This is a genomic window from Streptomyces lincolnensis (assembly GCF_001685355.1).
Lineage (GTDB): Bacteria > Actinomycetota > Actinomycetes > Streptomycetales > Streptomycetaceae > Streptomyces > Streptomyces lincolnensis.
In genome coordinates this window covers 9,521,060-9,534,552 of record NZ_CP016438.1, presented here as the reverse complement: position 1 = coordinate 9,534,552, position 13,493 = coordinate 9,521,060, and the positions used below count along the sequence as shown (strand labels likewise).

The 13,493-nt window shown below is 70.1% G+C and carries 13 protein-coding genes; 6 read left to right on the top strand and 7 right to left on the bottom strand.

Translation table 11 applies throughout. The features are described 5' to 3' along the window. The first annotated feature begins 37 nt into the window (after nt 1–37). Nucleotides 38–883 (top strand): NmrA family NAD(P)-binding protein, encoded by an 846-nt coding sequence (locus tag SLINC_RS42085; protein WP_067443682.1) that lies wholly within the window; start codon nt 38–40, stop codon nt 881–883. Nucleotides 884–1,215: 332 nt separating this feature from the next. Here the strand turns inward: SLINC_RS42085 and SLINC_RS42080 are convergent, their stop codons facing one another. Beyond that, nucleotides 1,216–1,611, bottom strand: coding sequence for a VOC family protein (locus tag SLINC_RS42080; protein ID WP_067443681.1), 396 nt, complete (start codon nt 1,609–1,611; stop codon nt 1,216–1,218). A gap of 92 nt (nt 1,612–1,703) precedes the next feature. On the opposite strand from SLINC_RS42080, the gene SLINC_RS50555 reads away from it, so the two are divergent. Both SLINC_RS50555 and SLINC_RS42075 read left to right on the top strand, forming a co-directional pair. After that, nucleotides 1,704–1,868: a hypothetical protein gene (locus tag SLINC_RS50555; RefSeq protein ID WP_182449271.1), complete on the top strand. Its 165-nt coding sequence runs from the start codon at nt 1,704–1,706 to the stop codon at nt 1,866–1,868. Nucleotides 1,869–2,042: 174 nt separating this feature from the next. Continuing rightward, the gene (locus SLINC_RS42075; protein WP_067443680.1) at nt 2,043–2,468 is read left to right on the top strand and encodes a pyridoxamine 5'-phosphate oxidase family protein; all 426 of its coding nucleotides are present in this window, start codon (nt 2,043–2,045) and stop codon (nt 2,466–2,468) included. A 353-nt stretch (nt 2,469–2,821) separates the two neighbouring features. Here SLINC_RS42075 and SLINC_RS42070 read toward each other — a convergent pair whose 3' ends face one another. The 4 genes from SLINC_RS42070 to SLINC_RS42060 all read right to left on the bottom strand — a co-directional run bounded on the left by SLINC_RS42070 (nt 2,822) and on the right by SLINC_RS42060 (nt 6,194). Further along, entirely contained in the window at nt 2,822–3,835 is a 1,014-nt protein-coding gene (locus SLINC_RS42070) for a 2-hydroxyacid dehydrogenase (RefSeq protein ID WP_067443679.1), read from the bottom strand. Nucleotides 3,836–3,966: 131 nt separating this feature from the next. Then, the gene (locus SLINC_RS50200; RefSeq protein WP_272481897.1) at nt 3,967–4,080 is read right to left on the bottom strand and encodes a PEP/pyruvate-binding domain-containing protein; all 114 of its coding nucleotides are present in this window, start codon (nt 4,078–4,080) and stop codon (nt 3,967–3,969) included. A 57-nt stretch (nt 4,081–4,137) separates the two neighbouring features. Next, a complete protein-coding gene (gene adhP, locus SLINC_RS42065) occupies nt 4,138–5,148 on the bottom strand; it encodes an alcohol dehydrogenase AdhP (RefSeq protein ID WP_067443678.1) in 1,011 nt (336 codons plus the stop codon). A gap of 188 nt (nt 5,149–5,336) precedes the next feature. Beyond that, the gene (locus SLINC_RS42060) at nt 5,337–6,194 is read right to left on the bottom strand and encodes a universal stress protein (protein ID WP_067443677.1); all 858 of its coding nucleotides are present in this window, start codon (nt 6,192–6,194) and stop codon (nt 5,337–5,339) included. 421 nt (nt 6,195–6,615) lie between these two features. Between SLINC_RS42060 and SLINC_RS42055 the strand changes: the two genes are divergently transcribed. Next, nucleotides 6,616–7,830 (top strand): globin domain-containing protein, encoded by a 1,215-nt coding sequence (locus tag SLINC_RS42055; protein ID WP_067443676.1) that lies wholly within the window; start codon nt 6,616–6,618, stop codon nt 7,828–7,830. Between the two features lie 87 nt (nt 7,831–7,917). Next, nucleotides 7,918–9,501 (top strand): oleate hydratase, encoded by a 1,584-nt coding sequence (locus SLINC_RS42050; protein WP_067443675.1) that lies wholly within the window; start codon nt 7,918–7,920, stop codon nt 9,499–9,501. A gap of 103 nt (nt 9,502–9,604) precedes the next feature. Here the strand turns inward: SLINC_RS42050 and SLINC_RS42045 are convergent, their stop codons facing one another. Together SLINC_RS42045 and SLINC_RS42040 are read right to left on the bottom strand one after the other, a co-directional pair. Next, a complete protein-coding gene (locus SLINC_RS42045; protein WP_067443674.1) occupies nt 9,605–10,063 on the bottom strand; it encodes an Rv1733c family protein in 459 nt (152 codons plus the stop codon). Nucleotides 10,064–10,141: 78 nt separating this feature from the next. After that, nucleotides 10,142–10,864: a CBS domain-containing protein gene (locus SLINC_RS42040; RefSeq protein ID WP_067443673.1), complete on the bottom strand. Its 723-nt coding sequence runs from the start codon at nt 10,862–10,864 to the stop codon at nt 10,142–10,144. 634 nt (nt 10,865–11,498) lie between these two features. On the opposite strand from SLINC_RS42040, the gene SLINC_RS47695 reads away from it, so the two are divergent. Further along, nucleotides 11,499–13,445: a PAS domain S-box protein gene (locus SLINC_RS47695; protein ID WP_107406753.1), complete on the top strand. Its 1,947-nt coding sequence runs from the start codon at nt 11,499–11,501 to the stop codon at nt 13,443–13,445. Nucleotides 13,446–13,493 lie beyond the last annotated feature (48 nt).

Below are 13,493 nucleotides of genomic sequence, written 5' to 3'. Positions count from 1 at the left end.
TTGATGTAACTGGTGCATCGCATGCACTAATAGCGCCATGACCTACGTGATTCACGGCGCCACCGGCGCCCAGGGTGCCCCCGTCGTCGCCGTTCTCGCCGCCGCGGGCAAGTCCGTGACCGCTCTGACCCGCAACGCCGACGCCGTCGTGGACGGCGCGCAGCGCGTCGTGGCCGCCGGCTACGACTCCATCGCGGAGCTGACCGAGGCGTACCGCGGCGCCGACGGGGTGTTCGTCCACCTGCCGGTGGTCTCCGAAGAGGACCGCCGGACCTATGCGCGCAACATCGTCGCCGCGGTCCGCGCGGCCCGCCCGGCCCGCGTGGTGTTCTCCACCAGCGGTGCCCCGACCGATCCCGACACCGGCGGCGCGGCCGCGATCCTGGCCGGCGGCCTGGCGGACAGCGGGGTGCCGTACGCGGTGATCGCGCCCACGCTGTACCTGGAGAACCTGCTCATGCCGTACGTCCTCGACACGGTCCGCGAGCGGGGCGTGCTGCCCTACCCGATCCGCGCCGACTTCCCCGTCTCCTGGGCGTCCCACCTGGACATCGCCGACGTCGCCGTCGCCCTGTTCGACCGCCACGACGTCACCGGCCTGGTCTCCGTCGGCCAGTACCCGGCGATCACCGGACCGGACCTGGCCCAGGCCTTCGGCGCCCACTTCGGCAAGGATGTGGTCTTCGAGCCGATCACCGTCGAGCAGATGCGCGTCTCCGTCGCGCCCGTGATCGGCGAGGGTCCCGCCGTCGACGTCGCCGGCCTCTACCAGGCCATGAGCACGCTGCCCGACCGCTCGATCGCACCGGAGGACTCCGCCCAGAAGCTGCTGGACATCACCCCCCGCACCACGGGCCAGTGGCTGGCCGACCTCGGCCTCTGACCGCAGCCACGACCGGCTTCGGCCGAGTTCGTCAGGCAGGGCTTGGAGCTCACCTCCCGTTTCAGCGCCTTCGAGTTGAGCGCCCGGCCGCCCGCGACGACGCTGGGGCGTGCCCGCGCGCCTGGCCGTCACCGCCGCACATGTCGATGGGCATCGCCCCTGTTCGTGTCCGCCGAACTCCGTCGGGAAGACGTCCCGACGGACGCTTCGGTCCTTACCATTCGCTCGGGGGCGAGGGGGCACTGAGCCGATGGTTTTCGTCCACGGAGTGAATCCGCCGCACATTGCCGCGCGGTGACGCGGCGCGACGGGATGCGGGGCTCGCTCGTGACCTAGTTCTGCGGCGCCAGGGTGCGTAGGACGTCGAACTCGTTGCCCTCGGGGTCGGCCATGACCACCCAGTTTCGATCTGAGCCCTGGCCCACGTCCGTCGTGGTGGCGCCGAGGCCGAGCAATCTGGTCACCTCGTCCTCGGTGCTGCCGTCGATCGGGCTGACGTCGAGATGCAGCCGGTTCTTCACGGTCTTGCCCTCGGGCACCTGGATGAACTGCAGGGTGGGCGGCATCTGGCGGGCCCGAATATCCTCGACGGTCGGCACCCAGGAGCCGATCTCGACCTTGCCCTCGCTCCGGTCGATCACCTTGAAGTCCAGGACCGCGCACCAGAAGGCCGCGAGTCTCTCCGGATCATGGCAGTCAACGGTCAACTCGGTAAACCTACTTGCCATGACTCCCCCAGGTAGTACGGACGGGTTTCAGAGTATGCCGCCGCCCGTCCGACGGATCCGAGATCCTTCTGAATGGGGACCAGCCTGACCCGGTGTCAGAGTTGACCAGTATCACCTGCACCTGCGTGCTCGATGTCAGCCGGGACGGTACACGGCTGATTCACCTCGTCCGCGACAACCGGCTCTCCGTCCCGACGGCCTACCGATACCGCCACGAAGGGCTGACCGCGCTCGCCGACCACTCCCCGCATCCCTGAACCACTGTCCGCATCAGGACTCGTCGAAGGCATGGGTCATGAGTCCCTACCGGAGGGCAGACGGCCCCCCGGCTTCGGACCCGGCGGTCCCTCCTTCGGCCCCGTGCTCCGGCTTGCCCGGGGTAGGGCCGGTCGGCCCTACCCCCACACGAAAACCAGGGTGACGATGGACTGATGTTCCAGAACGACAACGCCTTTCGCGCACTCGGCCGACAGGAATGCCTGCGCCTGCTCGCCAAGGTGCCGGTCGGCCGCGTGGTCTATACCCGGCATGCACTGCCCGCGGTCCTCCCCATCAACTTCTCGCTGGGCACGGACTCCGCCGTCCTGCTACGCACCTCTCCGGGCTCCGATCTCGTGCGCGCCATCGCCGGTGTCGTGGTCGCATTCGAAGCGGACGAGTTCGACGCGGCCACCCGGTCCGGCTGGAGCGTCGTCGTCACCGGACGGGCAACGGTCGTAACCGACCCCGCCGAGCACGAGCGGCTCGCCCAGTCCGGCCCAACCTCTTGGATGCCATTGCGGGAGACCGTCTTCGTACGGATCGATTCCGAGATGGTGACCGGACGCGAACTCGGCGGAACGCGTGTCCCGCAGTGACGCGCGTTCCTCGGCCGGGTGCCGGCTTCCGGTGGCTACCGTCCCGGCCGTGCGGGATCCGCGGATGCGCGAGGTTTTGCGGCCGCCCTCCGGGCCGTACCCGAAGCGGATCGACGACTGCGGCCGGCACCGCCGCCTCGATCCGGCCATCGCCACCCGCAGGTCCGTCCACACCATCTCCATCGCCCCGTGCGGCATCGAGGTACACACCCCGCGCCGTGCCGCCGAAAGCAGAACCCGCCGCAACGGCTGCCCCGCCCTCGGCCAGTCTTCCCGACGGTCGCAGGAGGTCAACCGCAGTGCCACCTTTCCGTCGCCGGGCAGCGGAGCGATCACGCACGTGACCCGGAGCCTCAGGCTGCGGCCGACCGGACGAGCGTGTTGTCACTGCTCCGGCCGGCGAAGTGGTCCGCGATGTTGGCCATGGTCGTCTCGGCGATCTGCCCCACAGCATCCCGTGTGAAGTACGCCTGGTGCGAGCTGACCAGCACGTTGCTGAAGGTCATCAGCCGGGCGAGGCGCTCGTCGGTCATCACCTCCAGGGACTTGTCGAGGAAGAACACCCCGGCTTCCTCCTCGTACACGTCCAGACCCACACCGCTCAGTCGCCCTGCCCGCAGGGTCTCCAGCAGGGCGTCGGTGTCGACCAGGCCGCCGCGGCTGGAGTTGACCAGGATCGTGTCGTCCTTCATCAGCGCCAGGGCTTTGGCATCCACCAGGTGGTGGGTATCGGGCAGCAGCGGCACGTGCAGGCTGACCAGGTCCGCCTCGGCGAACAGCCGCTCACACCCGACGTACTCCATACCGAGGGCGAGGCAGTCGGGGTTCTCGGCGATGTCCCAGCCCAGCAGCCGCATGCCGAAGCCGTGCGCGATGCGGGCGAAGACGGCTCCGATCTTTCCGGTGCCCACCACGCCGGCCGTCCGGCCGTGAAGGTCGCGGCCCATCAGTCCGTCGAGCCGGAAGTCGAACTCGCGGGTGCGGTGTGCGGTCCGCACGATGCGGCGGTTGACGGCCAGGGCGAGCGTCCAGGCGAACTCGGCGACCGAGTACGGCGAGTAGGACGACACCCGGGCCACGGTCAGCCCGAGCTCCTGCGCCGCGGCCAGGTCTATGTTGTTGTGGCCGGTGGCCCGCTGGGCGATCATCCTCGTGCCGCCCGCGGCGAGCGCGCGCAGCACGTCGGCGTCCAGGACGTCGTTGACGCTGCTGAGCACGACCTCGTGGTCGGCGGCGGTCGGGGAGGTGTCCTTGTTCAGGAACAAGGACAGGCAGCGCAGCTCGTGCTCGGCGTCGAACGCCCGCCGGAACGCCTCGGTCAGCAGTGGCTCCTCATCCGCGAGGACGCCGTAGGCGACGATCTCCATGTGCTCTCCTCCCTGCGGAGCGAGGGATCACCTCTCCGCCGTAGACCGGCATCACCGCCTGATGGAGGTCGCAGCCCTCCGGCTGCCCTCGGGAATCGCCCGCACCTGCGTGGCGACGAGCCCGGGCACCATCAGGCCGAGGTCAGGAAGGCGCGGCAGGCGTCGGTGGAGCCGGGCGGCAGCGGCAGGACCATACGGGCCATCTCGGCCAGGTCGGCGCCCTTGCCGCCGAGCAGGTCGGCCACCACGACCACCGTCGGTGAGAGTGGTCTTCCGTCCAGCTTCCGGCATGTGGGCGCCGGTCACATCTCGAAGACGATGCGGGCCTTGATCCTCCCGTCCAGGACGTCGGCGATGGACTCGTTGACGGTAGCCAGCGGGCGGGTCTCGTAGATGACCTTGGTGCGTCCGGCGGCGTGCAACTGGAAGACCTCGTCGAGGTCCTGTCGGGTGCCGACGATGGAGCCGATGACGGAGGTGCCGTTCAGGACGGTGTCGAAGATCGGCACCTGGATGGTTCCGCCCGCGGGCAGGGCGACCATGACCAGCTTGCCGCCGCGCCGCAGCCCTCCGTAGACGGAGGCGAACGCCTGCTCGTTGACGGCCAGCGCGATCGCCGCGTGGGCGCCGCCGTGCTCCTTGAGCACCTCGGCCGGGTCCTCCTTGCGGGCGTCGATGAGGATGTCGGCACCGAGTTCCCGGGCGAGTTCCAGCTTGTCGTCCGTCACGTCGATCGCGGCGACGGTGGCTCCGGCGATCTTCGCGTACTGCACGGCGAGGTGGCCCAGGCCACCGATGCCGGAGATCGCCACCAGCTGGGTCGGAGCCACACCCGCGACCTTCAGCGCCTTGTACGTGGTGACGCCGGCGCAGGTCAGCGGGGCCGCGTCGCGCGGGTCGATGGCCTCGGGCACCGGGGCGGCGAAGTCCGCGGTGGCGAGCATCTTCTCGGCGTAGCCGCCGTCCACGCTGTAACCGGTGTTCTGCTGCTGCTCGCACAGCGTCTCCCAGCCCGACAGGCAGTGCTCGCACCGCCCGCAGGCCCAGCCCAGCCAGGGCACCGCCACCCGCTGCCCGACCTCCAGGTGGGTGACGCCGTCACCGAGCGCCTCGACGATGCCGACGCCCTCGTGGCCGGGGACGAACGGCGGGGTCGGCCTGACCGGCCAGTCGCCGTGGGCGGCGTGGATGTCGGTGTGGCACAGTCCGGACGCCTCCAGCCGGATGCGGACCTGGCCGGGGCCGGGCTCCGGGTCCGGCCGCTCCTCGATCACCAGCGGCTCGCCGAAGGACCGGACGACTGCTGCCTTCATGGAATGCTCCTCAAGGTTTCTGTTCTGTCGGTGCGGTGCGGTGCGATTCCAGCGTTGGCTCCGTCCCGGCACGGCGGCAGGTCCTGGACGTCCTCGGGAATGGGGCCGATCGGTCCCGACTGCGTCCTGGACGCCCCGCTCACCCAGCAGGTTCACGCAGACATGTACCGCCGCGGGTGCTGGTGCGTTCAGTCGTGCGCGACAACGGCAACAGGGGCGGCGGCGTGGTGCAGTACCGCGTGAGTGACAGAGCCGATATGGGCGCCGAGCGGGCTGCGTCGGATCCGACGGCCGACGACGACCAGGGACGCCCCGCGAGAGGCTTCGGTCAGGTGGACGGCGGGACTCCCGGCACGGGATTCCGCGACGACCTGGACGGCCGGGTACTTCTCCTTCCAGCGGCGCAGCACCTCGGCCAGCGTGGCAGCGTCCTGCTTGCCCAGCATGGCGTCGAGTTCGGGGTCGGCGGGCAGGCCGTAGGCGAAATACGGCGGCGGGTTCCAGGCGTGGACGACCCGCAGGGGTGTGACGCGGCGGGCGGCCGCCTCGAAAGCGAAGGTGAGCAACGTGTCGTCGGGATGGTCGGTGTCGAGCCCGAGGACGACGGGCCCGCCGGTGGCCTGCTCACCGGCACGGACCAGGACCACAGGCTGCTCGGTGTGCGCGACGACGGCCTGGCCCACGGAGCCGACGAGGAATCCCCCGAGGCCGCTCATCCCTCGGGAGCCGAGGACCACCAGCTCGGCATCCGTCGCCGCCCGGGTCAGCTCCTCGGCAGGACGGCCGAGGAGCTGATCCACGGACACGTCCAATCCAGAGTGACGCTGCTTGAGCCCTTCGACCACCTCGCGCTGGATGAGCTCGCTCGACCGCTGCCGCGTCTCGGCGCCGAGGAACTGACCCACGGCCATGGGCTCGGGGACCGCCTCCCAGACGTGCACCAGCCTGAGCGGCAGGAAGCGCCGCTTCGCCTCTCGGGCCGCCCACTCTGCCGCGGCACGGCTCTCGGCCGAGCCGTCGAGACCTACGACAACACTGCGGATCATGGTTTCTGCCTCCTCGTACGGGATTCGATCCCAGCCTCGGGCCGCGGGGAGTCAGTGACGCAGGGGCCGCAAGTCCCCGGCTGGGGCCGGTGGGCCCTGTGGGCGGTGACACGGGGTGGGCCAACGGGCCCCTTCACCAGGTTCGTTGGCCCAGTGGATCGGACACGCTGCTTGTGGAGCGCCCGCCAACGCCTCCGGCGACCGAGACGGCAGCGGCCAGGGCCGACGAGTGGTCGCCCCTGCCCCATCCGGCCCCGGCCCGGGTGGGACCCGTGGGGCCGCTGTGCCTGAATCGATGGGGCCGTTCGGCCCCTGTTCGCCCAGCGCAGCCGAAACCCGGTCCGGTGCCTGCTACACAGAAGACGGTCGCCCTTTCGGTCGCGGCGCCTTTCCCACCCCACCCCACCGCCTGGGAGTCTTCATGCTGTCCGCAGAATCCGCCGCCGTCGTCCGCGCCACCCTGCCCGCCGTGGCCGGCGCGCTGGACGAGATCACGACACGCTTCTACGGCGCGATGTTCCGCGACCGGCCGGAACTCCTCGACGGGATGTTCAACCGCGGCAACCAGGCCAGCGGGGCACAGCGCCGCGCGCTGGCCGGCTCGATCGCCGGTTTCGCCACGGCACTCCTCGACGAGCCGGACACCCGCCCGGACACGTTGCTGGACCGGATCGCGCACAAGCACGCCTCGGTCGGAGTCACCGACGACCAGTACACGATCGTGCACAAGTACCTGTTCAGCGCGATAGCCGAAGTGCTCGGCGATGCGGTCACCCCGGAGGTGGCGGCCGCCTGGGACGAGGTGTACTGGCTGATGGCCGGTGCCCTGATCGGCCGTGAAGCCCGCCTGTACCAGGACGCGGGCGTCGAACCCGGCCAGATCTGGAGACGGTGGAGAGTCGTCGAACGCCGCTCCGAGACCCCCGACGTGGTGTCCTTCGTGCTCCGTCCGGCCGACGGCGAACCGGCCCCACGGGCGCGGGCCGGCCAGTACGTGAGCGTGCGGGTGCTGATGGCCGACGGCGTGCACCAGCTGCGCCAGTACAGCCTGTCGTCCGACCCCGGTGGGGAACTCCGGCGGATCACCGTCAAACGGGCCGCCGGCACGGTCGGCGCACCGGACGGCGAGGGCTCCACCCTGCTGCACGACCAGATCCACGAGGGAGACGAACTGACCCTGTCCGCACCCTTCGGGGACGTCTTCCTCGACGACCCGGACGACGCCACCGCTCCGGTCGTCCTGGTCTCCGCGGGCATCGGCGGCACCCCCATGACCAGCATCCTGGCCCATCTCTCCGCGCTGGGCACGTCCCGCCCGGTGCTGGTCCTGCACGCCGACCGCTCCCCCGCCGAGCACGCCCTGCGCACCGAGACGAGCGAACTGGTCCGACAACTGCCGAACGCCCGCGCCATCTTCTGGTACGAGCACCCCGGCCCGCAGGAACCCCGCGCTCACAAGGGCCTGATGGACCTTCATGAAGTCGAGATACCCGAGAACGCCACGGTGTTCCTGTGCGGCCCGCTGCCGTTCATGCGCGACGCCCGCGCCCAGCTGCTGCGCGCCGGGATTCCGGCACAGCACATCCGCTACGAGGTGTTCGGCCCCGACCTGTGGTTGCCCGACACCACCGCCTGAACCGTGCCGAACCCTTTCGGCCTGAGTCCTGAGGAGGAACCCGTATTGACTTCCTCCCTCGCCACGACGAGCACGAGGAGTTGCGTGATGGCGAAGGCGTATCTGGTGGGCAGCGGCATCGCGGCGCTGGCCGCGGCCACGTTCCTGATCCGCGAGGCCGGTTTCGACGGCTCGGACATCCAACTCTTCGAGGAGCAGCGGACCATCGGCGGCAGCCTGGACGCGGGCGGGACGGCGAATGGCGGCTACACCATGCGCGGCGGCCGCATGTTCGAGGCCGAATACCGTTGCACGTACGACCTCCTGTCCGGCGTTCCATCCCTCGACGATCCCTCCGTGTCGGTGACGCAGGAGATCCTCGCCGGTCACAAGGACTTCGCCTGGGACGACGTCGCACGCCTGGTCGACGGAGACGGGAAGATCGTCGACACCCGCTCAATGGGGTTCTCCGAGCGCGACCGGCTGGAGCTGGTCCGCTGCCTGGCCACTCCCGAGGGACACCTGGACGGCAAGCGGATCACCGACTGCTTCGGCGAGCACTTCTTCACCACGAACTTCTGGTTCCTGTGGTGCACCACCTTCGCCTTCCAGCCCTGGCACAGCGCCATCGAGTTCCGCCGCTACCTCCGGCGCTTCATCCATCTCCTCCCCGAGTTCGCCTCCATGTCGGGCATCTACGGCACCCGCTACAACCAGTACGACTCCATCGTGCGGCCCCTGATGGCCTGGCTCCGCGAGCGCGGTGTCACCGTCCACACCGGCTGCCATGTCACCGACCTCGAGCTCGCACCCGGGCGCCGGCGCACCACGGTCGAGACCATCCACGTCTCCCGGAACGGACGGGACGAGAAGATCGCCGTGGCCCCCGACGACCTGGTCCTGGTCACCAACGGCTCCATGACCGACGCCTCCAGTCTCGGCTCGCACACCGCCGCACCGCGCCCGCCCCACCACCGCTCGGACGCCTGGCTGCTCTGGCATCGGCTCGCATGCGGGCGGAACGACTTCGGCAACCCGGACGCCTTCGACAAGCACGTCAAGGAGTCCCGCTGGGAGTCCTTCACGGTCACCGCCAAGGATCCCGCCTTCCTCGACGCGCTGGCGGAATTCGGCGGCCGCCCAACCGGCAAGGGCGGCCTGATGACCTTCACCGACTCCAACTGGCTGCTCACCGTCGTCGCGCCCCGCCAGCCCGTGTACCGCGACCAGCCCGAGGACGTCTCGGTCTGGTGGGGTTACGCGTTGTTCCCCGGCCGCGCGGGCGACATCACACCCAAACCGATGACGATGTGCTCCGGCCGGGAAATCCTCGAAGAGGTCCTGCACCACCTGCCGTTCGACGAGGCGGTGGCGGCGCGGGTCCGTGAGACCTCCACGGTGATGCCCTGCCTGATGCCGTACATCACCAGCCAGTTCCTGGCCCGCCGCCGGGACGACCGGCCCGGCGTCGTACCCGAGGGGTCGGTCAACCTCGCCTTCATCGGGCAGTTCGCCGAGGTGCCCGACGACGTCGTCTTCACCGTCGAGTACTCGGTCCGCACCGCCTGGACGGCGGTGGCGCAGCTCTTGAACCTGGACAGGCGGCCCCCCGCGGTCCACAAGGGCCATCACGATCCCCACGTTCTGGCCGCCGCTCTGGAGACCATGCACCGTCGTCAGCCCGGAGCGTGACGAACCGATGACGTGACCCACCGTGGGGCAGCAGGCCGGCGGGGCCTGTGGCGCCCCTTGGCAGGACTCGGCGGCCACCAAGCAGCAGCACGGGCGACGATGATCAAGATGCGCCAGGCAGGTTCACGGTTCCGGTACGGCTGTTCGCTGCTTCGGAGGCGAGCGCTCCCGTGCGGTCGGTCCACACGGTGACCCGATCGCCCTCGGCGGTGCCCGGTTCGGCCTTCGTCCGGCCCACCTGCGTCGCCCCGTCGGCCGTGGTCCAGCGCACCCCCACCCACACCGTGTCGCCGGTGCCCCCGAATCTCACCGAGGCGGGGGTCCCTGGCGCGTCCTGTGTCACCACGGCCGACATGGGCCGGATCTCGGCTCGCCGTGCGTCAAGGGCGCGTTCCAGCGGCATCGCCGCGATCTGGCCGGCGACCGAACCGCCGAGCAGGGTGAACGCCCAGACGGCGAGGACGATCCAGGCCTCCGTCACGTCACTGCGCCGCCGGAGCGGGTTGCGTCGCCACCGCCAGAACCGCAGCTTCGTCCCTTGCGCGGCACGGCCCTTCGTCATCGGGCGGCACCTCCTTCACCCTGCTCGCGGCAGTTCAACAGCCCATGGGCGCCGGGTCGTTGCGCCTGCGGACGCCCATCACGAGGCGTTCGAGGCTCCGGTGGGCCGCGGCGTTCCCGTCCCGTCCGGAAGGTCCGGGTCGAGGTCCGGTCGCCGGCGCGGACCCATGAGCGCGCACTCGACGTCCACCACCCCCTCGACGGCCCGGACCAGGCGTGCGGCGACGGGAACGAGCGTCGTGTCCCGGATACGGCCGGTGAGCGTGACCACGCCGTCGTGCACCGCCACCCGGATCGGCTCGATCGGTGCGGGGAAGAGATAGGCGACGACCTCGCGACGGATCTCCTCGGCGATCTCCTCGTCTGCGCGCAGGAACACCTTGAGCAGATCGGATCGGCTGACGATACCCAGCAACACACCCTGGTCGTCGACCACCGGCAGTCGTTTGATCTTCCGATGGGCCATCGCCCGCGCCGCCTGCGCGAGGGTGGCGTTCGCGCGAACGGTGACGGCGGGAGCGGTCATCAGCTCCTCGGCGGTCACCGCCCCGGCCTTGGCCAGGTCGGACAGACGCCGAAGCTGGGTGTGGCGGTCGGGGTCGCTGTCGCGGAACTCCTCCTTGGGCAGCAGGTCGGCCTCCGAGACGACGCCGACGACCCGGCTCTCCGCCTCCACGACAGGAAGGGCGCTGACCTTCCACTGCTGCATGGTCCTCACGATCTCCTTGAACGTGGCCTCGCGGCCGAGGGCGACGACGGTGCGGGTCATCACATCGCTCACGATGTGCGGGGTGCCGTGCATGGTGTCCTCCGATACTGCTCAGTTGTCGGCGAGGGGACGAGCGAGCACGCCCATCCCTGTGGTCCGCTGCCGCAGGGGGCGTTGAGGTCGAGCAGCCGGGTGCGAGTCGCGTGCAGCCGGTGGGCGAGCACTCCGCCGCCCCGGAGGGCGACCGCCTTCCCCATCGCCCGATCGGTCCGGCACATCGCTCGTACGGCTGCCGCGTCGAACTCTCACGCGTGGACCGGGCACACCGCCGTCGCGCGAGAAGTGATCGGTCGTCCGCCCTTGTCGGGAGGACGGCTCCCCTGCGGGAGGATCGCCTCGCACGCGCTGGCCATCAGCCTGTCCCGACGCTCGGCGGCGAGAGTGGCGCTCGATCGGGGCGGTGTCGTCACGGTCATCGCGGCGCCTCCTCATGCGTCGGCCGACGCGTACGGTGTCCGTCTTCAGCGTCCGTCACGGGCCCGCCACGTGCATGGGCCGAACGGCCCCGTCCTGGACCCCGTTGGGCTCTCATCCGATGAAGGGAGCGATCCGGTCAGCGGCGAACAGGTTCGTCCTATCTGCGGGCACTAGGCGACTTAGCGTCCGGAACACCGCCCTGACACAGTCAAATAGCCCGAATCATCACCCGCGGCGGGCTGGGGCACACATGGACTCGTTTCTTGAACCGGTATCGGCCGACGGCACGGACCGCGGACCATGCCGCTGCGGCACAAAGATCCAGTCAAGTGAACCCACGGCGGACGAGGACCGGTTCCGGGGTCTGCTGGAGGCGGCTCCGGACGCCATGGTCATCGTCGACGGCACCGGAACGATCAGGCTGGTCAACGCCCAGACAGAGGCCCTCTTCGGCTACAGCCGTGAGGATCTGCTGGGCCGTCCGGTCGAGTTGCTGATTCCTCATCGTTTCCACGCCCACCACACCCGGCACCGTGACGGGTACGCCGCCAACCGCCAGGTCCGTCCGATGGGCGCCGGACTCGACCTGCACGGCCTTCGCAAGAACGGCACCGAGTTCCCGGTCGAGATCAGCCTCAGTCCGCTCGAGACAGCGAACGGACTCCTGGTCTCGGCCGCGGTCCGAGACGTCAGCGACCGCAAAGCCGCCGAGGCCCGGATCAACGAACTCGCCGCCCTCGTCGAGTCGTCCCAGGACGCGATCCTCGCCAAGACCCTCGATGGATACATCACCTACTGGAACGCGGCCGCGCAGAGCCTGTACGGCTACAAGGCCCAGGAGGTCATCGGCCGGCACGTGTCCGTTCTGGCCCTGCCGGAGCGGCGAGGGGAGATCACCGCGCTTCTGGAGCGGCTGCGTCAGGGCGAGCGGGTCGAGCACTTCGAGACGCTGCGTGTCACCAGCACGGACGAACTCCTGGACGTCGACGTCACCCTGTGGCCGACCCGGGACTCCGCCGGTACGGTCGTCGGCGCGTGCGCGATCGTCCGGGACATCAGCGACCGCAAACGGGCGGAGGCCGAGCTCAAAACCCTCTACGAGCAACAACGTCACATCGCCCTCACCCTCCAGCGCAGCCTCATGGGCACCCCGCCCGCCATCCCCGGCCTGGCAACGGCCAGCCGCTACCGGCCCGCCACCCAGGGCGCCGGCGTGGGCGGCGACTGGTTCGACCTGATCCTCCTGGGCGCCGGTCGGGTGGGGGTCCTGATCGGCGACGTGATGGGCCGTGGGCTGGAAGCCGCGGCCGTCATGGGCCAGTTGCGCTCCGCCGCGCACGCCCTGGCCAAGACCGGCATGCAGCCCCGCCAGTTGATGCAGGCCCTGGACACCTGTGTCGCCGACCTCGACGTCCCCGACCAGCTCGTCACCTGCTGCTATCTGGTCATCGCCCCGGACAGCGGGACCGCGACCGTCTGTTCGGCCGGTCACCTGCCCATCCTGGTCGCCCACCCGGACTCCGGCGTACGCGCCCTCGACACACCCGTGAACGCCCCGCTCGGCGTCGGCGGCATCCTCTACGAGCAGTCCTGTACGGAGATAGCCCCCGGTGCCGCCCTCGTGCTGTACACCGACGGACTGATCGAGACGCCCGGCAGCGACATCGAGGAGCGCCTCGGGGAACTCACCGCCGTCCTCGACAAGTTCTTCGTCGGAGCCGTCTGCCTGGAGAGCGCCGCCGAGCACGTACTGACCAGCCTGCTGCCCGACGCCGACAGCCACGACGACGACGTCACCCTGCTCCTGGCCCAGCTTCCGGCCGCCCCGCTCGCCGCGGTCACCACCAACCTGCCCGCCCTCCCCTCCTCCGTCCCGGAGGGGCGCGCCTTCCTCACCAAGGCCCTCACCGCCTGGCAGTGCGTTCCCCCGGCGGAGGAGGCTCCCCTGCTGCTCTCCGAGATCCTCACCAACGCGGTCCAGCACGCGGAGGGGCCCATCGGCCTGCACCTGAGCCGTACCAGCACGGAACTCACCGTCGAGGTCAGCGACCGCAGCCCGCACCTCCCCCAGCCCCGGCTGGCGGCGCAGGACGAGGAGTCCGGGCGTGGCCTGCTCCTCGTCCGCACCCTCGCCGACAGTTGGGGAGTCCGGCCCACCGACGAGGGAAAGACGACCTGGTTCACGCTCAATCTGTGATGCCGTCGGCGTTGTCGATGCCGTCACAGCCCAGCCCGGCCGGCACGG

Bases quoted from the DNA above. Each gene is read 5' to 3' on its own strand.
- SLINC_RS42085 (WP_067443682.1), top strand. From the start codon at position 38: ATGACCTACGTGATTCACGGCGCCACCGGCGCCCAGGGTGCCCCCGTC.
- SLINC_RS42080 (WP_067443681.1), bottom strand. From the start codon at position 1,611: ATGGCAAGTAGGTTTACCGAGTTGACCGTTGACTGCCATGATCCGGAG.
- SLINC_RS42075 (WP_067443680.1), top strand. From the start codon at position 2,043: ATGTTCCAGAACGACAACGCCTTTCGCGCACTCGGCCGACAGGAATGC.
- SLINC_RS42070 (WP_067443679.1), bottom strand. From the start codon at position 3,835: ATGGAGATCGTCGCCTACGGCGTCCTCGCGGATGAGGAGCCACTGCTG.
- adhP (WP_067443678.1), bottom strand. From the start codon at position 5,148: ATGAAGGCAGCAGTCGTCCGGTCCTTCGGCGAGCCGCTGGTGATCGAG.
- SLINC_RS42060 (WP_067443677.1), bottom strand. From the start codon at position 6,194: ATGATCCGCAGTGTTGTCGTAGGTCTCGACGGCTCGGCCGAGAGCCGT.
- SLINC_RS42055 (WP_067443676.1), top strand. From the start codon at position 6,616: ATGCTGTCCGCAGAATCCGCCGCCGTCGTCCGCGCCACCCTGCCCGCC.
- SLINC_RS42050 (WP_067443675.1), top strand. From the start codon at position 7,918: ATGGCGAAGGCGTATCTGGTGGGCAGCGGCATCGCGGCGCTGGCCGCG.
- SLINC_RS42045 (WP_067443674.1), bottom strand. From the start codon at position 10,063: ATGACGAAGGGCCGTGCCGCGCAAGGGACGAAGCTGCGGTTCTGGCGG.
- SLINC_RS42040 (WP_067443673.1), bottom strand. From the start codon at position 10,864: ATGCACGGCACCCCGCACATCGTGAGCGATGTGATGACCCGCACCGTC.
- SLINC_RS47695 (WP_107406753.1), top strand. From the start codon at position 11,499: ATGGACTCGTTTCTTGAACCGGTATCGGCCGACGGCACGGACCGCGGA.